General features: G+C 43.5%; 16 protein-coding genes. 7 read left to right on the top strand and 9 right to left on the bottom strand.

All coding sequences use genetic code 11. The features are described 5' to 3' along the window. Positions 1–35: 35 nt before the first annotated feature. The 3 genes from atpB to WDM69_RS01285 form a co-directional block, all read right to left on the bottom strand. On the bottom strand, positions 36–905 hold the full coding sequence (gene atpB / locus WDM69_RS01295) for a F0F1 ATP synthase subunit A (protein ID WP_338755522.1): 870 nt from the start codon (positions 903–905) through the stop codon (positions 36–38). Between the two features lie 91 nt (positions 906–996). Then, positions 997–1,434: an ATP synthase subunit I gene (locus WDM69_RS01290; protein WP_078307319.1), complete on the bottom strand. Its 438-nt coding sequence runs from the start codon at positions 1,432–1,434 to the stop codon at positions 997–999. A gap of 250 nt (positions 1,435–1,684) precedes the next feature. Then, positions 1,685–2,749 (bottom strand): metal ABC transporter substrate-binding protein, encoded by a 1,065-nt coding sequence (locus WDM69_RS01285; protein WP_338755521.1) that lies wholly within the window; start codon positions 2,747–2,749, stop codon positions 1,685–1,687. Between the two features lie 185 nt (positions 2,750–2,934). Here WDM69_RS01285 and WDM69_RS01280 point away from each other — a divergent pair, with 185 nt between their 5' ends. The 6 genes from WDM69_RS01280 to gluQRS all read left to right on the top strand — a co-directional run bounded on the left by WDM69_RS01280 (position 2,935) and on the right by gluQRS (position 7,932). Further along, on the top strand, positions 2,935–3,507 hold the full coding sequence (locus WDM69_RS01280; protein WP_338755520.1) for a Fur family transcriptional regulator: 573 nt from the start codon (positions 2,935–2,937) through the stop codon (positions 3,505–3,507). Continuing rightward, on the top strand, positions 3,495–4,322 hold the full coding sequence (locus WDM69_RS01275; protein ID WP_338755519.1) for a metal ABC transporter ATP-binding protein: 828 nt from the start codon (positions 3,495–3,497) through the stop codon (positions 4,320–4,322). Before WDM69_RS01280 ends, WDM69_RS01275 begins: the two co-directional genes overlap by 13 nt. Further along, entirely contained in the window at positions 4,319–5,140 is an 822-nt protein-coding gene (locus WDM69_RS01270; RefSeq protein WP_338755518.1) for a metal ABC transporter permease, read from the top strand. Before WDM69_RS01275 ends, WDM69_RS01270 begins: the two co-directional genes overlap by 4 nt. 159 nt (positions 5,141–5,299) lie before the next feature. Beyond that, entirely contained in the window at positions 5,300–6,184 is an 885-nt protein-coding gene (locus WDM69_RS01265; protein ID WP_338755517.1) for a metallophosphoesterase, read from the top strand. Positions 6,185–6,542: 358 nt separating this feature from the next. Further along, the gene (gene dksA, locus WDM69_RS01260) at positions 6,543–6,977 is read left to right on the top strand and encodes an RNA polymerase-binding protein DksA (protein ID WP_078307311.1); all 435 of its coding nucleotides are present in this window, start codon (positions 6,543–6,545) and stop codon (positions 6,975–6,977) included. A gap of 58 nt (positions 6,978–7,035) precedes the next feature. Continuing rightward, positions 7,036–7,932: a tRNA glutamyl-Q(34) synthetase GluQRS gene (gene gluQRS, locus WDM69_RS01255; RefSeq protein ID WP_338755516.1), complete on the top strand. Its 897-nt coding sequence runs from the start codon at positions 7,036–7,038 to the stop codon at positions 7,930–7,932. Positions 7,933–8,037: 105 nt separating this feature from the next. Here the strand turns inward: gluQRS and WDM69_RS01250 are convergent, their stop codons facing one another. From WDM69_RS01250 to ileS, 6 genes are all read right to left on the bottom strand, one after another. Next, positions 8,038–8,487 (bottom strand): GatB/YqeY domain-containing protein, encoded by a 450-nt coding sequence (locus tag WDM69_RS01250; RefSeq protein WP_078307307.1) that lies wholly within the window; start codon positions 8,485–8,487, stop codon positions 8,038–8,040. A 177-nt stretch (positions 8,488–8,664) separates the two neighbouring features. Then, positions 8,665–8,880, bottom strand: coding sequence for a 30S ribosomal protein S21 (gene rpsU / locus WDM69_RS01245; RefSeq protein ID WP_078307305.1), 216 nt, complete (start codon positions 8,878–8,880; stop codon positions 8,665–8,667). A gap of 686 nt (positions 8,881–9,566) precedes the next feature. Beyond that, a complete protein-coding gene (gene yegQ, locus WDM69_RS01240; RefSeq protein ID WP_078307303.1) occupies positions 9,567–10,961 on the bottom strand; it encodes a tRNA 5-hydroxyuridine modification protein YegQ in 1,395 nt (464 codons plus the stop codon). 218 nt (positions 10,962–11,179) lie between these two features. Beyond that, positions 11,180–11,689 (bottom strand): FKBP-type peptidyl-prolyl cis-trans isomerase, encoded by a 510-nt coding sequence (locus tag WDM69_RS01235; RefSeq protein ID WP_078307301.1) that lies wholly within the window; start codon positions 11,687–11,689, stop codon positions 11,180–11,182. 101 nt (positions 11,690–11,790) lie between these two features. Continuing rightward, positions 11,791–12,348: a signal peptidase II gene (gene lspA, locus WDM69_RS01230; protein ID WP_338755515.1), complete on the bottom strand. Its 558-nt coding sequence runs from the start codon at positions 12,346–12,348 to the stop codon at positions 11,791–11,793. A gap of 48 nt (positions 12,349–12,396) precedes the next feature. Next, complete coding sequence (gene ileS, locus WDM69_RS01225) at positions 12,397–15,258, bottom strand: isoleucine--tRNA ligase (RefSeq protein ID WP_338755514.1); 2,862 nt, start codon at positions 15,256–15,258, stop codon at positions 12,397–12,399. A gap of 247 nt (positions 15,259–15,505) precedes the next feature. Between ileS and WDM69_RS01220 the strand changes: the two genes are divergently transcribed. After that, positions 15,506–18,187, top strand: coding sequence for a DUF3141 domain-containing protein (locus WDM69_RS01220; RefSeq protein WP_338755513.1), 2,682 nt, complete (start codon positions 15,506–15,508; stop codon positions 18,185–18,187). Positions 18,188–18,284 lie beyond the last annotated feature (97 nt).

Genomic DNA, 18,284 nt, shown 5'->3' with positions numbered 1-18,284 from the left:
CATTTACCTATTGATGAAAAAATCTAACAAACAAATTAATGTTCAGTCTGTGATGCCAATGATAAATAGATTATCGTAAGCATCATAAAAATGAACGCCTGAAGGGTAATAACTAAAATATGGAAGATTGCCCATGGCACAGACAGTGTCCACTGTATCCAAAATGGCATTAAAGCAATCAAGATAAAGATAAGCTCACCTGCATACATGTTACCAAATAAACGCAAGCCTAATGATACAGGTTTTGCCAATAAGGTTACAAATTCTAAAATGAAGTTAACAGGAATTAAAACCAGTTTGGCGATGGGGTTATTGGCACTAAATGGGTGCATGGTCAGCTCAGCAATAAACCCACCAAATCCCTTTTCTTTAATACTATAGATGATGATTAACGCAAACACCGAAAACGACATGCCCAAAGTGATATTAGGGTCGGTGCTAGGCACAATCTTCATGTACACATGATGTGGGTCATGCCCCATTGCTGCACCAATTTGTTGTGCCAAATAAGGGATATAATCCACAGGGATTAAATCCATCAAGTTCATCAAAAAAACCCACACAAAGATGGTCAACGATAGTGGGGCAATCATCTTAGATGTGCCGTTATAAGAGTCTTTAACATTATTATCAACAAAATCCACAATCAATTCAATAAAGGCCTGCAATTTACCTGGAACGCCTGATGTGGCTTTTTTGGCAACCATATAAAATAGGCCACAAAAAATCATCCCCAGTCCGATTGACCAAAGCATTGAATCCAAATGAATGGCAGTAAAGCCCATTTCTGAAGCTTCTTGAGCAGTTTCTGCCACTTTCCACCCTTGTTCTGGATGTCGTCCAAACGTCCAGTTGGTTAAGTGGTGAGAGATATAGTCTGAAGTGGTCATTTGTTCGGCTGCCATAAGGGTAACTTCTTATCTCAAATCAACTAAAATCACAATGTTAAAGTCACAATCTTAAAATCACAATGTTCGTCTGATGACTGTGTCAATATCATAAAGTTCGTAATGATATCCAGCTAAAGCCAATGTGCATTGCCATAAAACCGATAAACACTGCTAAGGCATTTAGGGGGGTTATGGTGATAAAAATCAGTGCAAAGCCCAGTAAGGAAATGGTCCATTTTGCCATTTCACCCAAATACATATGATAAACGATGCGTTGTCGTGCCTGTGAGCCTGTGTGGCGAAAGGTAAAAACGGCAAATATCCAAGTACCCAAATAATTAAGTAACGCCCCAAGGGCAAAGCCTTTTGACCAAAGTAACACACTTGCCTGCTCTGACGATGCTTGTAATGGCTTAAGCATGCTTTCGCCCATCATGACCAGGATAATGGCAATAAACAACAGCCAACATTGGCGTTTTAATGCAATGATAATGTGTTTTTTGGAACATCGTTTGGCGACCTGAGATTTGGCGATTTGAGTCATCACCTTATCCTGCACACTCGTTTTTACATGGTCTTTTTGTCATGATATTGGCTTTTTACATTGGTTCTTATCACGACACTGGTTTTTGACATTGATTTTTTGTCATACATTCATTTTTTTGTCATACATTGTTAATCCGACTCATTATAGGTAGCTTAGTTACATTTGGCAAGTGTCTGTGTCTTTTTTTTATACTTTTGTGATGCTCATTTAACTGTTCTTTTTAACTTAACGTCTGCTCTTTTAACAGTTATGTCCTTTTAACACAGTCATTGATTCCTTTGGCAATATTTTCCCATGCTTGCAAGAAGTTTTGGCTGTCGCTCATGTCTTCAATATGCACGCTGTGGTGGACAGGTTTTAATTTGTTGATAACGCCATCTTGTGGCGTACTTTGGCTAAGTAGGCACATTTGTTCGTTAGGTCGATGTTCGTTTAGCCAAATGTATTGACTGGCTTTGATGGGGATTTCATGGTCGGTGGTCAGTGTGCCTGCCAGTTGTAAATTTAGGGCATCTTCAATGTATTGAAACGCATCATGATACGCCCAATAATTGGCGATTTGTTCACCATGATAACGTTTTGCCAAGTCGTCCATCTCTTTGGCAAATTTTATGGCATTGGCTTGAAACTGCTCAGCGTATTGTGGGTTGGCTTGGCTGTGGGTGGATACCAGTACTTGTACAATGGCTTTGGCGTTGTTTGGGTCAAGCCAAATGTGCGGATCTTGTGTTGTGCTAATGTCTTTTGCTTGAACATCACGCAAGTTATGACGTACAAAGGCAGATGGCATGTCTAATAAAGAAATGGCTTTATCGCTATTTTTTAAGGTATTGGTTAGATTATGTTCAAGAGCATCGCCAAACCATACCACATAGTGACTGTCTTGCACGGTTTTTTTATCTTCAGGGGTTAAACTGCCATGATGTCCGATGTTGCCTGGTTTAAGGAGCATGGTGGCTTGTACAGGTGTGCCTTCAGTAACGGCATTGCTTAACAAATAAAGCGGATAGTTACTGACTGTTACCAACGCCAAATCAGCAGGCTGAGGTGGTGCTAAGACCACGTTACTGATGGGGTGGTCGTGGTCATGATGGTGGTCATGCTCGCCATGGTCATGATGGTCATGGTCATGATGGTGGTCATGATGATCATGTGTATGACCATCATGGTTATGGTTGTGCTGGTCGGTTTGGGTTTTCTCTGTTTGGGCTGTGGTGGTCTTTTGGCAGCCTGTCAAAAACAGTCCGCTTGCCATTAAGATACTGGATAAGACAGCGCCAGACAAGGTAAGCTTAGGGTGGGATAAAGACATAGATGACCTTAATATTTTGGACATTTTGTTTTTTACATGAATAATCAGCGAATAGCCGATGGATAAGATGAATTGTTATACTATAACAATTATATTAGAATAGCATTTTCGGTTATACTGTTTCAATCATTAATTTTTTAGTCATTCATTTTTTTAGTCATTCTCTGATGGCTTAACGGCATACTATGAACTCACCCCTTTCTTTATCTGTCCATACTGATACCGCCACCGATGTCATGTCTGATATGGCTCATAACTGTTTATCGGTGAGTGTGGCGACAGATTTTGATGTTAAACAAAAAATAGCAGAAGCCAAAGAGTCCTGCCAACAGCAGGGTTTACGCTTCACTGCCCAACGTAAGCAGATATATCGCCATATCTTAGAAGCCACTACCCCACTTGGGGCATATGACATCTTGGCACTGATGCAACAGCAACACAATGATTCCATGATGACGCAAAGTAAAAGTAAGAGTAAAAAATCGGTCGCTCCGCCCACGGTGTATCGTGGCTTGGAGTTTTTGTTAAAGGCAGGATTCATTCATCAGCTTATCTCTATTAATGCTTTTGTGCCATGTTGTCACCCCAGACAGCCACATTTGGCGGTGTTTTTGATGTGCAAGCAATGTGGGCGAGTACAAGAATATAGTCATGCGACGTTAAGAGCATTTATAGAACAGACCAAAGACGCTACTGGATTTTTGCCACATCGCAGTGTGTTTGAAATAAGTGGGTTGTGTCATCAATGTCATTGTTAACTTTATCAAATGTGGGTTATTCCGTTGGTAATTTGCCCCGTTTTTCAAAACAGAACCGTTTATCAACACAGCGCTCAACACAGCACTTAACGCAAGACTGGTTGGTCTTCGGTGTGAACATGAGCATTGATGAGTATGAAGTCATCAGCTTAATTGGTCCAAATGGGGCAGGTAAATCAACCTTGGTTAAGCTCATTTTGGGGCTATTAATACCAACCACAGGACAGATTGATAAAGCATCAGGTTTACAGATTGGCTATGTGCCACAAAAATTCTCAGTAGAACAGATTTTACCTTTACGAGTTAAAGACCTGCTACAGCAAGCCAGCAAAAACCGCTTAAACCAAAATCAACGTCAGCAGTTATTGACCGCTTTAACCATTACGCCGTTATTAACTCAGCAGTTAAGCCATTTATCTGGCGGTGAGATGCAGCGTGTGTTACTTGCCAGAGCGTTACTTGAAAAACCTGATTTATTGATACTTGATGAGCCGATGCAGGGGTTAGACCCAGAGACGGAAAGTGATTTGTATCAGTTTATTGACCATTTGCCTGATTTTTTGCGTTGTGCCATGTTGGTAGTGTCGCATGATTTGCATTGGGTGATGCAAGGCAGTCGTCATGTCATTTGTCTTAATAAGCACATCTGTTGTCAAGGACAACCTGCTGACATTGGCATGACTGATGAATTTAAACAGTTGTTTGGACATCAATATCAACAGCCTTATATCCACAAGCCACATCATTGCACACATGACCCACAACATGACCTGCAAACCATGCTGGCAACAGATAAGATGGTGGTCAAGTCATGATGACTCTGCTAAATACTTGGCTAAATATTTGGTTTCCCATCATTGCACCTGCTTGGATAGCAGGCAGTATACTGGCATTATTATCTGCCCCATTGGGCTGTTTGGTGTTATGGCGACGCATGGCATTTTTTGCTGATGCTTTGGCACATGGTACGTTACTGGGGGTGGGATTGTCTTTGTGGTGGCAATTTCCCCCAAGCATTGGCATGATTGGGGTCAGTGCCTTGGTGGTGCTCATATTGACTTGGCTAGATGATGAACGCCTGCCTGAAGATGCCACATTGGCGGTGGTGGCGGTGAGTTTGCTGTCACTTGGGTTGGTGTTGTTAACCCAACTGACGCATCAACAGGCAAATGTGTTGGGTTATTTGTTTGGTAATTTATTGGAGACCGATTGGCAGGATTTGCCGTTATTAGCGGTTGGCATTGCGATGGGTGTGGGGCTATTGATGGTGATTTGGCAGGCACAAATCAAACTTGCCACCCATCAGGCGTTGGCTCAACTACAAGGCATACAGCCAAAACGCCAGCGATTATTTTTTATGGGGGTGTTGGCAGGATTTTGTGCCCTTGCGTTGCCAGCAGTAGGCAGTTTGCTGATTAGTGGGCTATTGGTATTGCCTGCGTTGACGGCTCGTTTGTGGTCATCTTCACCCAAAGGCATGTTAATTAGTGCTTGTGTCTTGGCTCAAGTGGCGGTAACGCTTGGGGTTTGGGGCAGTGTTTGGCTAAATTTACAGACGGGTTTGTCCATTGTGTTGGTATTGGCATTGGGATTTTTTGTCAGTTTTGTGGTTGCTAAAATTTACCAAAGTTAGGCTGACTGGCTGATTTGCTCAAAAATTCATATGACATGGCATATCCATCAACTTTTTTTTTGGAATATTTGCCATTTTTTTTGCTAAAATTGTCTCATTGCTTTTTTTGATTCTCTTTGGCTTTCTCCTTGTTCTTTTTGTTCTCTCGGATTTACCGTCATGAACCCCACCTATCCACCCACCTTTATTCGCCCATCACCTATTCACCAACCCAATGCCGATGCTGTCAGCCAAGATAAATATACCGATGCGACCTGTCATATTAACAGTTTAAATATCTTACATCTGACGGATTTACATTTATTTACTGATGAAGAGCATATCGAAAGCGTGGCAGTCAATCAAAGTTTTGAAAAATGTCTTACCCATGCCTTAACGGACGATGTGCGGTGTGATTTGATTTTGATAACTGGTGATTTGGTCTCTGAAATGAACACCGCCATTTATGACCGTTTGTTTGCCAGATTGGCAATGACTGGCATTCCTTTTGCCTGCATTGCTGGTAATCATGATGTTACTGAAGAAATTGGGCATCATCTGCCTTTTGAGCAACGCACTTTTAAGTCTCATGCCCCTGACACAAGATTGCTGAATCAGCATGTCATTGAATCAGAACATTGGCAACTGCTGTTGATTGACTCTAGTGTGGCGGGCAAAGTTGGCGGACAAATCACCGCACAAACCGCATCATGGGTGGATAAGCAACTGACAAATAATCACAAATACGCCCTACTTGCCTTGCATCATCACATCAATACGGTATATTCAGATTGGATTGATCAACAAATCAGCCAAGGGGCAGAAAACCTTTGGCAAATACTGGGCAAACATGCCCATCTTCGTTGTGTGCTTAGTGGGCATGTTCATCAAGATTTGGCACATTTACGTGATGGTATTTTGACGTTAAGCACACCAGCAACCTGCTATCAATTTAAAACATTTAGCCAAGATTTTGCTTATGATTCCAATCAATCGGCAGGCTATCGTTGGCTGTTTTTGCATGATGATGGACAGATTAGTAGCCGTGTACAGCGAGTTGGCTAAAGTTCACATTCACAATCTTATCTGTCAACAATGTCTGTCAATCCAGCACCCACCTTAATGCAGACCCACCTTAATGCAATTCGACTTGTATTTTATGCAAATATCGGCTAGTATCGCCAGAATTTTTTGCCATTGGTTTTATTGGCATGTTGGTTTTATCAGTAAATTAACCGAACAGCCCAAAAGACATGGACAAAGAACATAACCAAAGCAATAAAACCAAAGCAATAAAACCAACTGGCATGTTCCTAACATCATGTTGACACTGCGTTAATGATATTTTGCCACCCCACATTCGCCCCACACACTGGATGATGGCTAGGAAAGTTAATATGGGACTTAATATAGGAAATTTAATATGAACTCAACCACTGCCCAAGATGTACAATTTTCTCCTTATCAACCCAGCGATGATGAAGAATACATGTCTGATAAGCAGTTGGCACACTTTCGCCAAATTCTGCTGAATTGGAAAAATCAACTCCTAGAAGAATCAGAACGCACCAAAGCTTATATCCATGATGAATCCAACGCCCTGCCTGACATCAATGACCGTGCCACACAAGAAGAAGAGTTTGCCTTGGCTTTGCGTACTCGTGACCGTGAGCGAAGACTGGTACATAAAATAGAAAAATCACTCGATGAGATTGACAGCGGTGATTATGGTTTTTGTGAAACTTGTGGCGTTGAGATTGGTCTGCGTCGTTTAGAAGCTCGCCCCACTGCCACCCAATGTATTGATTGTAAATCTTTGTCAGAAATCAAAGAACGCCAAGCTTTAGGGCATGCTTAGTCATGTTTAGCCACCGTCTGTTTAATCACCATATGCTTAATCATTAAAGTGGTGTGTCATGACACGCCCCATAGGTCGCTTCGCTCCATCACCCACAGGGCGGCTGCATTTGGGGTCATTGACCACCGCTGTCGCCAGCTATTGTCATATCAAATCTTTGGGCGGTGACTGGCGACTGCGGATAGAAGATGTGGATACTCAGCGTTGTGAGCCTGCTCACAGTCAATATATTATTGATGACTTGTGCCGACTGGGCTTATTGCCTGACGGTAACATCATCTATCAATCAAAACGTGGAGACATTTACCAAGAGTATATTGATACCCACCTTGCCAAACTGGTGTATGCTTGTGACTGCTCACGCAAACAATTAAGTCAATATCAGCACCAACAACCAAACAGCACCCACCTGTATCCACGCTTATGCCTGCATCAATCATTAGATAAAACCCAGCACAAGCTACGCCTACAACTGCCTGATGTGTGTATGGGGTTTTTGGACGGTATTCAAGGCGTACAATGGCAAAATCCCCAACGTACTCAAGGTGATGTGGTCATCAAACGTGCCAATGGTCTATATAACTACATCTTAGCGGTGAGCATTGATGATGGACAACAAGGCATCAGCCATGTGATGCGTGGCTTAGATATTTTGCCAATGACCACTGCCCAAATCTCTATCATGCAATATGCCAATTTACCTGCGGTATCACATTGGTATCACCTGCCCCTGTTGCACAACGACCAAGGGCAAAAACTCTCCAAACAAAACCTTGCCACCCCCATTGACACCCATGGCGATGATAAATGCCGACAGTTGCTGGCTCAAGCATTGCACCTACTCAAACAACCCCCTGTAGAGATGGCAACACCCAGCGACATGTTGAACCAAGCCATTGCTCAATGGGACAACACACCTTTGGTCAAAACCACTGTCTTAGCTGTACTGTCTTAGCTGTATAATCTGCTTATCTAAAAAGTGCGTTATCATCAATATATGCCCATCATTTTCACGATGGTAAAAATTAAGGAATAAGATACAGTATCATCAAAGCAACCATCAGCCTTGCAAAGCTTGTTTAACCAATTGTGAAATGACTGCAGGGTCTGCCCGCCCTGTGGTTTTGGCTTTTAATGCCCCCATGACCCTGCCCATGTTTTGCATGCCTGTCGCGCCTTGCTCTGCAATCTCAGCATTGACCAACTGTGCCAATTCGTCATCACTCATCTGTTCAGGCATAAAACTTTGAATGACATCAAGCTCAAACTGTTCTTTTTGAGCCAAATCATCACGCCCATTATCGGTAAAGATTGCCAAGGACTCTTGGCGTTGTTTGATTTGCTTTTGCAGGATTTCTAACGTTTCATTGTCATCTAATTCGGTTTGACGGTCAATCTCAATCTGCTTGATGACCGCTTGTACGTTACGCAAGACTTTGACTTTCTCAAGCTCACGAGCTTTCATGGCGGTTTTGACGCTGTCAGTTAAGGTTTGTTTTAGGTTCGTCATGATTTTCTCCAATGTCATGATATTCATAAGATAAAAGACACAAAAATTTTAGCATAAAAAAAACGCCACCTTAAGAGCAGCGTTTTTCATATCACAAGATAACAGTGTTTGTGATAAAGCGTGTGTCTTTACATCTTGTGGTGTCTTGTTTTTTGGTGTCTTATGTTTGATTGGTCATCAGTATTTGCGAGTGGTGCGGACAGACTCACGTTGCAGTTTCTTTTTGTAGCGTTTTACCGCAGCGGCTTTTTTACGTTTACGCTCTTGGGTTGGCTTTTCGTAAAATTCGTGTTTACGAACATCAGCCAAAACGCCCGCTTTTTCGCAAGCACGTTTAAAACGGCGAATGGCAACATCAATCGATTCGTTTTCTTTTACCTTAACTGAAGGCATGTAAGCTCCTTAAATAAGCATGAGACATTGGGGACATTGACTTGGCTGTTTTGTTAGCATTAGCCCACGATGGCAAATCGTCTTATCATATTGCCTTGTCTCGTATCGGTGGCATCAGCTCAAGTCAGAATAAATACAGCATGAAATTGAAACTTTACCAAAAAACAATGACGTTTGCAATGATTTTACAATAAATAATAAAGGCAAGGTGATTGAGAGAGCGGCAAAGCGATTAAATGTGTTTTGTTAAATTTTTATTAAAAAAAGCCATGCTGGCAATGCCCATTGAATTTCTATTCAGCAAGATTTTGCATTGACTTCCTCCCCTCCCTAAAGTGAGGGGATTCCTGCTCCCAGACGGTCAAGCCCGACCGCAAGCCTAAGATAGTGGCAACCGCCCGTACGACACACCGTACATCTTAGGTTCTTATTTTAAGCTAATCCTACCGTTAGGATTGTCATAGACACGAATTAGCTTAAGTGTGTGTTTGGAAACGTCTTACCAGTTAAGTTACTGCGTACTCGCAATTTAGTCTTAACTTAACTGTGGAATGTAAGACATTGAATATAGTGAGATGAGTATAACAAAACTTATCGCATTTAACAATTGCCGTAAAACCACCGCCTTCAGGCGGTGGTTTTACGGCAACGGAGGATAAATTTTAACTGCATATCATAATCACCGCTTAGCTATAAATCGCCTCACTCACACTTTTCATCACAAGGGCGAATTTTAGCTCATCATCACAGATGTCGCTAAATGGGTTTTTGATTTTGGCAATCCACCCCGACCCCAACGCACCATCAATGGCATTGCCTTTTTTGTCCCACATTTTGGTAAGTGTGTAAGTCAAATTGCCTTTTGGGGTCATAATCTCAATGTCATCGCCGACCATGAGTTTGTTTTTAATCTCTAAGGTCAAAAAATCATCTGAAATATCCAACACCTCTGCCACAAATTGTTGATGGTCAGTTTTTGATGAGCCGTATTCATAATTTTGGTAATCAGAATGGACATGACGGCGTAAAAATCCTTCGGTATAGCCCCGATTGGCAAGCCCATCAAGGGCGGTGATGAGTCCTGTATCAAAAGGCTTGCCTGCCAACGCATCATCAATCGCTTGGCGGTATACTTGGGCGGTGCGAGCGACATAATAATGCGATTTGGTACGCCCCTCAATTTTTAAAGAATGCACGCCCATATTGACCAAATCAGGCACCAGCTCCACCGCACGCAAGTCCTTTGAGTTCATGATATAAGTGCCGTGTTCGTCTTCATACATCGCCATCAGCTCACCCTTGCGGCCTTGTTCTTCAATGAGTACAACCTCATCGGACGGCTTTTCTACATAATCATCGTCCATGACGACATCGCCATTTAGATTGACATTGGCAATCTCACTCTGAGCTGGTACAAATAGCTCTGGGGTTACAGGAACAACATCACCTGTTTCATTCTCTACCGCTTTATAAGTGTTGTAATTCCAGCGGCAAGCATTGGTGCAAGTGCCTTGGTTGGCATCTCGTTTGTTGATATAGCCAGAGAGCAAGCACCGCCCAGAATACGCCATGCAAAGCGCCCCATGGACAAAAACTTCAATCTCCATGTCAGGCACTTCTTTGATGATTTGCTCAATTTCTTTGAGTGATAATTCACGGCTTAAAATCACACGGCTAATGCCCATCTGCTGCCAAAACTTCACCGTTGCCCAGTTCACGGCATTGGCCTGTACTGACAGGTGAATGACTTGATTGGGGAAAGCTTCTCGCACCATCATAATCATGCCAGCATCGGACATGATAAGCGCGTCAGGTTTCATCTCAATGACAGGGCGAATGTCTGCAATAAAGGTTTTTAATTTGGCGTTGTGTGCTTGAATGTTCACCACCACATAAAACTTTTTGCCAAGCGAATGGGCGTAGGCAATGCCCTTGGCAAGGTTTTCTTCATCAAAATCATTATTACGCACTCGCAGAGAATAACGGGCTTGCCCTGCATAGACCGCATCCGCCCCATAGGCAAAGGCATATTGCATGTTCTTAAATGTGCCAGCAGGACAAAGCAGCTCGGCATGAAACATGGAGCGAGTGGTTAGGCTAGCGGAAGTATTGGTCATGATAAACTCGACGTGATGAACTTAAAGTGGTGATGCACTTAAAGTAGTGATGAACTCAAAATCATGTATGAACGCCATGATAAAAACATGATAAAAACAGGTCTGTTAAAAGAGCGTCTATTATAAGGCAGATACAGCCCAAAAGATAGAAATCCGACTGATACAGTCGGATTTAGCAAATCTTACTGCAACGCCACCCCAACTTCCCCTTTTGGGGTTACTCGAAAAATATGCACTTTAAAGTTAACGCTCTGCCCTGCCAATGGGTGATTAAAATCCACTTCCACCGTGTCATCAGTGATTTGGCTGATTACCCCTGGTAAGGTATTTTTGCCCTTATCTTCAAATTCCATCATCATGCCCACTTCAGGCCTGCCCCCATCTGCCCCACCATCTATCAAAGCAAACTGAGATTTGCTAAAGGTTTGTACATTGTGTGCATTCCACTCACCAAAGGCTTGTTCTGGGGGTAAGTGAGCGGTGCGGATATCGCCTGCGGTGAGATTCATCAACACCGCCTCAAATCCCGGAAGTAAGCTGTCATCACCAATGGTGAGCATCACAGGGTCTGGACGGTTAAAGGTGGAGTCTATCACCGTGCCATTGTCCAAAAACACCTCAAAATGTAACGCCACCTGACTGCCATGGGTGATGCGAGTTTGTTCGTTAGGGGTGATGATGGGGGTGTTCATAAAAACGACCTTTTGTATTTTTTGGTTTAAAGAGTGATTGGTTTAGAAAGTGATTGGTTTGGCTGTTATGAATTTAGATGCGATGCGTTTATGCGATGCGTTTAAATGTTATGACGCTTATTTTCTAAAAAAAGCATGTCAATTAGCATCAGTGCCACACCAATCACAATGCCACAATCTGCTAAATTAAACACAGGATAATGCCACACATTGGCATAATGCACATGAATAAAGTCAATGACATGCCCATATAACAAGCGGTCAATTAAATTGCCCACCGCCCCACCCAAAATTAACGCCAACGCCACAGACAACAGTTTGGCCTGACGAGGAACGACTCGGACATACCACAATAAAAACAGCGATACCAATACCGCCAATCCTGAAAAAAACCACTTTTGCCAACCACCTTGATCCGCCAAGAAACTAAACGCCGCCCCATGATTATACGCCAATGTCCAATTTAAAAATGGCTCAAACACGGAGATGGATTCATGCAACTCTAAACGGTTTTCAAAATACAATTTGCTCACCCGATCGATGCTAATTATCAATAATGACAGAGCATACCACCCAAAGGCACGGTTACCATTGGGTGTTAGAACTTTTGGGGCTGTTGTGGCTGGTGTTGGTTGATGTATGTCGATATGTTTGTTCACAAAAAATGGCTCACTTAATGAATGAATCTGTCTGTGTTTAGGGTTAATTTAGGCAAATTTGCGACTCTCACCATGACCAACCACATTGACATAACATCGTTCACAAATGTCTGGGTGGTCGCTGTGGTTGCCCACGTCATCACGCACATGCCAACACCGCACGCATTTAGTGCCTTGTGCCACACTGACGCTGACGTTGAGATTGTCAATGTCCGTGGCATTGGCAACATTGATGGTTTCACCATCTCGCTGATATAGCTGGGCATCACTGGTGATGAACACAAATCGCAATTCATCACCTAATTTTGCCAAGCTGTCATATAATGGCCCATCTGTATAAATCTTGACGTTAGCAGATAAGTTGGCGTTGATGATTTTTTGTTCACGAGCCAGCTCAATTTGTTTGTTAATCACGTCTTTGGCGGATAATATCCGCTGCCAATCATCACTGCTGACGCTGTCTAAATTCAATTCTGTGTCCAAATTCAACGCTGGAAATTCATGCCAATGTTGGGTGAACACATAGCCATCTGTGCCTTTTAGCACTTCCCATGCTTCTTGAGCAGTAAAAGTCAAAATCGGAGCAATCCAACGTATCAGTGCATGGGCGATGTGATAAATTGCTGTTTGGGCTGAGCGTCTGGGGTGTCCATCTGCCTTTGTGGTGTAAGTACGGTCTTTGATGATGTCCAGATAAAACCCACCCAAATCTTGCGAACAAAACGCCGTTACCGCTTGGGTAACTTGGTGAAAATCCATGTTGTCATACGATTGAATGATGCTTTTTTGTACTTGCATGGCTTGGTGCATGATGAATTTGTCTAGACTGACCATGTCTGAGATTGCCACCGCATCGGTCATGGGGTTAAAGTCATCGGTGTTCGCCAATAAAAAGCGAATGGTGTTACGGATACGGCGATACATGTCCACCGTGCCTTTAAAAACTTTTGCCCCTGCACTCATCTCATAGCGATAATCACTGGACGCAATCCACAATCTGAGCATATCAGCCCCCGTTTTGTTGATTTCATCTTGTGGGGTGATGATATTGCCCAAAGATTTGCTCATTTTACGACCGTTTTCATCGACCACAAAACCATGCGTCAGCACTTGCTTAAATGGTGGGCGGGCGTAAATGGCTTCACTGGTAAGTAAAGACGTTTGAAACCAGCCTCGATGTTGGTCAGAGCCTTCTAGATACATGTCGGCAGGGTTGGTCAGTGCATCGGTTTGCTCAAGTACCGCAAAATGGGTTGTGCCAGAATCAAACCACACATCAAGTGTGTCTGTCGACTTAACATATTGGTCAGCATCATCAGCCAAAAAGTCGCTAATCTCAGCATCAAACCACGCTTCAATCCCCCCTTTTTCAATCAATTGAGCGGCTTTTTCAATCAGCGATGATGTGTCAGGGTGCAATTCACCTGTGTCTTTATGGGTAAAAAATGGAATGGGCACACCCCAAGTACGTTGACGGCTGATACACCAATCAGGACGGTTACCCACCATGGCTTCAATGCGATTTTGTCCCCATTGAGGTGTCCATATGACGTTAGGAATGTCCGTCATGGCTTGCTCTCGTAAGCCTTTTTGTTGCTTGGCTGATTTTTCTTCCTTGCTAATAAACCCTTCCATACCAATAAACCATTGGGGTGTGGCTCGGAATATGATGGGCGTTTTGTGTCGCCAGCAGTGCGGATAGCTATGTTCAATTTTGCTGTGCTTAAGCAGATGTCCTGAATGATTGAGCGTTTCAATGATTAGCGGATTGGCTTTATAGATGTGTGTGCCAGAAAAAACCTTGGCAGTATCTAAATACACACCATTACCACTAACAGGGTTTTCGGTTTCTAAGCCATATTGTTGTCCAACCACATAGTCATCTGCCCCATGCCCAGGAGCGGTGTGCACCAAGCCTGTTCCGCTGTCGGTGGTTACGTGTTCACCCAATATGATGGGTACTTGTCGCTTGGCAATCAGTGGGTGCTGTGCTTGTAACCACTCAAGTTCACTGCCTTTTATGGTGCTTACCACGCCAAGATTATTCAAATCTAATGCCATCAAAGCATCATTCACCAAATCAGTGGCAAGCAGCAAATAACCTTTGTCGGTCTTAACCACGCTATAGTTTTCTTTTGGGTGGACGCTAATGGCTTGGTTGGCAGGTAATGTCCATGGGGTGGTTGTCCAAATGACCGCTTTCACCACATCATCAACAGACACACCCAATTTATCATTATCAATAACATCAAAGCCCACATAAATGGCATCACTGATTTTATCTTGATAATCAACTTCTGCTTCTGCCAATGCCGAACCACAGTCCAAACACCAATTGACAGGCTTCATACCACGCACCACATGGCCATTGTCATAAATTTTGCCCAACGCACGCACAATATTGGCTTCTTGTTTAGGGCTCATGGTCAGATAAGGATTGTCCCAATCACCAAACACACCCAAGCGTTTAAAATCTGCCTTTTGTAGCTCAATTTGCGTATTGGCGTATTCTCGGCACAGTTTACGAAATTCAGTGGCGGTGATTTTCTGCCCTACTTTACCATGTTCACTTTCTACTTTTTGTTCAATGGGCAAACCATGACAGTCCCACCCTGGCACATACGGCGCATCATAGCCTGATAGGGTTTTTGATTTGATGATGATGTCTTTTAAAACCTTATTGACCGCATGTCCTAGATGAATTTGCCCATTGGCATACGGAGGGCCGTCATGCAAGATGTATTTTTCACAACCTTGGCGAGATTGACGAATCTGCCCATAAACATCATCTTCTTCCCATGCTTGTAGCCAGCTAGGTTCACGCTGTGCCAAATTGGCACGCATGGGAAATGAAGTGTCAGCAAGATTTAAGGTGTCTTTATAATCAATGGGCTTAAGGGTGTTGGTCATGGCGGATTTCTACTATGATGGTACACTGTGATGGTACAATGGTGATGATAAGAATGCTGATGAACAGTCAATTAACAACAGCTAAAGGTTGATGACAGTCAAACTTCAACCATCATTCATGATAAAATGGCTGTCATTATAAGCCAAAACTGCCTTTATGTACAAAGCCACTGACAATATTCACTGACAGCATTCACTGACAGCATAACCACCGATGTCATGACCATTCACTCATGCCATCATTGCCTTGAACATCATTGCCTTGAGCATCACCGCCAATCATACGGACAATCATAGGAAAGCCATCATGACCACCGCCAATCAGCAAAATCCAACTCAAAACAGCCATACTCAAGAAAAATATGCCAAGTTTTGGCAAACAGACCCCAATCAAAAAAATGCCAGCCAAGATTTACCCACCGCTTCAGATATTTTGGTCAATGCCCAACATCATCAAGATGATGTGGTGAGCTGGATTAATCTTAATAACCGCCGTTGGGCAGACCGTTTTGATTTGTTAATGCACGCCCAATCTGAGCATCACAATCACGCCAGACAGACACTTAGCAATAATACCGATGCCTTTAATCAGCATCTAACATGCCTGACCAAAAGCCTACAAAACGTCAACTCACCACAAGCCCTATGGCGTGATTGGTTATCTTATGCCACCGATGCCAGTCGCCGTGTGGTGCAAACCGCTGATATTTTGCGTGAGCGTGGTGATATTTTCTTGCAACATGAACAAGCAGGCTGTCCGCCAGTGCTTGACTATGATTATGAAGTCATCATGGACGGCAGTACCTTATCTCGCCCCAGCAATTATGTGCTGCTGAAAATTCTGCCACCACAAGGCATCACCACCCGTGAAAACGGTCGCCCCTACATCATCATCGACCCCAGAGCAGGCCATGGGGCAGGCATTGGTGGCTTTAAGCACGACAGCCAAGTCGGCGTGGCATTAAGCGAAGGACACCCTGTGTATTTTGTTGCTTTCAAACGCATGCCAGAACCTAACCAAAGCATTGCTGATGTGACTTTTGCTGAAGCTGTCTTTGTGCGTGAAGTGCGTCGTCGCCATTCCAATTCCAACGCTCCTGTGGTGGTTGGCAACTGTCAAGGAGGTTGGGCAGCACTCATCTTAGCTGCCACCAACACTGACATCACAGGACCCATCGTCATGAACGGCTCGCCAGTATCAGCATGGAGTGGTGAAGTGGGCATCAACCCCATGCGTTACCAAGCAGGCACACAAGGCGGCACATGGCTTGCCATGCTGGCATCAGATTTGGGGCATGGCATCTTTGATGGGGCATGGCTGGTGCATAACTTTGAGCAACTCAACCCATCACGCAACTACGTGGGCAAATATTATGACCTTTACAAAAACCCCACAAAAAATCGTGAGCGGTTTTTGAACTTTGAACGCTGGTGGGGTGGCTTCTTTTTGATGAATCATGCTGAAATTGAGTGGATTGTTGAAAATATCTTTGTTGGCAATCGCATCGCTCGCAATACCGCCCAAATCGAAAAAGGCACCAACATTGACTTGCGTAACATCAAAGCCCCCATCATCATCTTTGCCTCACATGGCGATAACATCACCCCACCTCAGCAAGCCATTAATTGGATACTAGACACCTACAGTGATGAAAGAGAAATCGAAGTTTGCGGACAACGCATCGTTTATATGGTGCATGACAAAGTGGGACATTTGGGCATTTTTGTCAGCTCATCAATCGCCAACCGTGAGCATAAAGGCATGGCATCTATTTTAAAGATGATTGAAGCCCTATCACCAGGGCTATATGAATTGGTCATCGAAGATTATCAAGGCAAAGGTGAAGACATGCAGTTTTATGTTACGTTCAAAAGTCGCACCTTTGACGACTTGGCGATGATTGATGACGGCCGTTTGGACGAAAAACCCTTTCAAGCAGTACATCGCTATTCTAAATCACAAGCTCGCATTTATGACTTACACATGCGTCCGTGGGTACAGGCGATGACCACACAGACCAGTGCCGAATGGTTGAGAGCCATGCACCCATTACGACTACAACGCAAACTGTGGAGCAGTCGCAATCCCTTTGCCATGATAATAAAAACCGTTGCCACCAGCATCAATCAAAATGATGACCCTATCCACTCACTCATCACAAAGACTGACTCACACACCCCATCAGCAAGCATCACATCAGCAGACATCAATGAAACAGATGTCAAAAAACAACAAGCCATCTTACAAGGCTCAGAAGCCGCCCCCACCCTACCTGCCACCGAATCTTTACAACAAAATAACCTATTTTTGCAAATGGAACGCTTATGGATAACCACCATTAACACCACACTTGACTTATGGCGAGATTGGCAAGACATGACCAGCGAAATGCTGTTTTATGGCTGGTGGGCATTACCGTGGCTGCGTGCCTATGGACAACAAGAGACCTCTCGTCGCTTAACCGATAAAGAACGTCTACAAGAAATGCCAAGCGTACAGATGGCATTAAGCCGCATGGAACAAGGTGGTTTTTGTGAAGCGGTGGTGAGAATATTGGTGCTTAGCAACACCATGAGCCAAGGGGGCATTAAGCGTGATAAGCTGATACTTATCACCGAAATACTGACACAAAGCAAACCCTTTACCGAGCTGACACATCAACAACTTGCTGAGCTGCTGCATGAACAGACCATCATCGTTCGCTTTGCCAAAGAACAAGCCATACAAACCCTACCAACATTGCTTAAGACCAAGGCGGATAAACAAAAAGCCATGGACGTGGTGCGATATGTCATTGGCAGTTACCATAAGATGCCCTTAGATATTCGCCAAGCATTATCAGAATTGTATCACGTCATGGGATTAGACAGCTTTGAAAAAGACGTGGATAAAAACCCATTAGAAGTGACTGATGTGGTGGTGGGATAAGCGTCGCCATTCAAGTTTTACCACATCTTAGCTTTACTATCTCTCAGTTTTACCACATCAAGGTTTTATCAAACTTGTTTATTTTTTGTTGTGTGCA

Source organism: Lwoffella lincolnii, from assembly GCF_037201985.1.
Taxonomy (GTDB): domain Bacteria; phylum Pseudomonadota; class Gammaproteobacteria; order Pseudomonadales; family Moraxellaceae; genus Psychrobacter; species Psychrobacter lincolnii.
Note: the sequence above shows the minus strand (reverse complement) of the source record. Positions and strands in the feature narration are given on the sequence as shown.

What these genes read in the sequence shown, in the direction of transcription:
- atpB (WP_338755522.1), bottom strand. Translation starts at nt 905, where the DNA reads ATGGCAGCCGAACAAATGACCACTTCAGACTATATCTCTCACCACTTA.
- WDM69_RS01290 (WP_078307319.1), bottom strand. Translation starts at nt 1,434, where the DNA reads ATGACTCAAATCGCCAAATCTCAGGTCGCCAAACGATGTTCCAAAAAA.
- WDM69_RS01285 (WP_338755521.1), bottom strand. Translation starts at nt 2,749, where the DNA reads ATGTCTTTATCCCACCCTAAGCTTACCTTGTCTGGCGCTGTCTTATCC.
- WDM69_RS01280 (WP_338755520.1), top strand. Translation starts at nt 2,935, where the DNA reads ATGAACTCACCCCTTTCTTTATCTGTCCATACTGATACCGCCACCGAT.
- WDM69_RS01275 (WP_338755519.1), top strand. Translation starts at nt 3,495, where the DNA reads ATGTCATTGTTAACTTTATCAAATGTGGGTTATTCCGTTGGTAATTTG.
- WDM69_RS01270 (WP_338755518.1), top strand. Translation starts at nt 4,319, where the DNA reads ATGATGACTCTGCTAAATACTTGGCTAAATATTTGGTTTCCCATCATT.
- WDM69_RS01265 (WP_338755517.1), top strand. Translation starts at nt 5,300, where the DNA reads ATGAACCCCACCTATCCACCCACCTTTATTCGCCCATCACCTATTCAC.
- dksA (WP_078307311.1), top strand. Translation starts at nt 6,543, where the DNA reads ATGAACTCAACCACTGCCCAAGATGTACAATTTTCTCCTTATCAACCC.
- gluQRS (WP_338755516.1), top strand. Translation starts at nt 7,036, where the DNA reads ATGACACGCCCCATAGGTCGCTTCGCTCCATCACCCACAGGGCGGCTG.
- WDM69_RS01250 (WP_078307307.1), bottom strand. Translation starts at nt 8,487, where the DNA reads ATGACGAACCTAAAACAAACCTTAACTGACAGCGTCAAAACCGCCATG.
- rpsU (WP_078307305.1), bottom strand. Translation starts at nt 8,880, where the DNA reads ATGCCTTCAGTTAAGGTAAAAGAAAACGAATCGATTGATGTTGCCATT.
- yegQ (WP_078307303.1), bottom strand. Translation starts at nt 10,961, where the DNA reads ATGTTTCATGCCGAGCTGCTTTGTCCTGCTGGCACATTTAAGAACATG.
- WDM69_RS01235 (WP_078307301.1), bottom strand. Translation starts at nt 11,689, where the DNA reads ATGAACACCCCCATCATCACCCCTAACGAACAAACTCGCATCACCCAT.
- ileS (WP_338755514.1), bottom strand. Translation starts at nt 15,258, where the DNA reads ATGACCAACACCCTTAAGCCCATTGATTATAAAGACACCTTAAATCTT.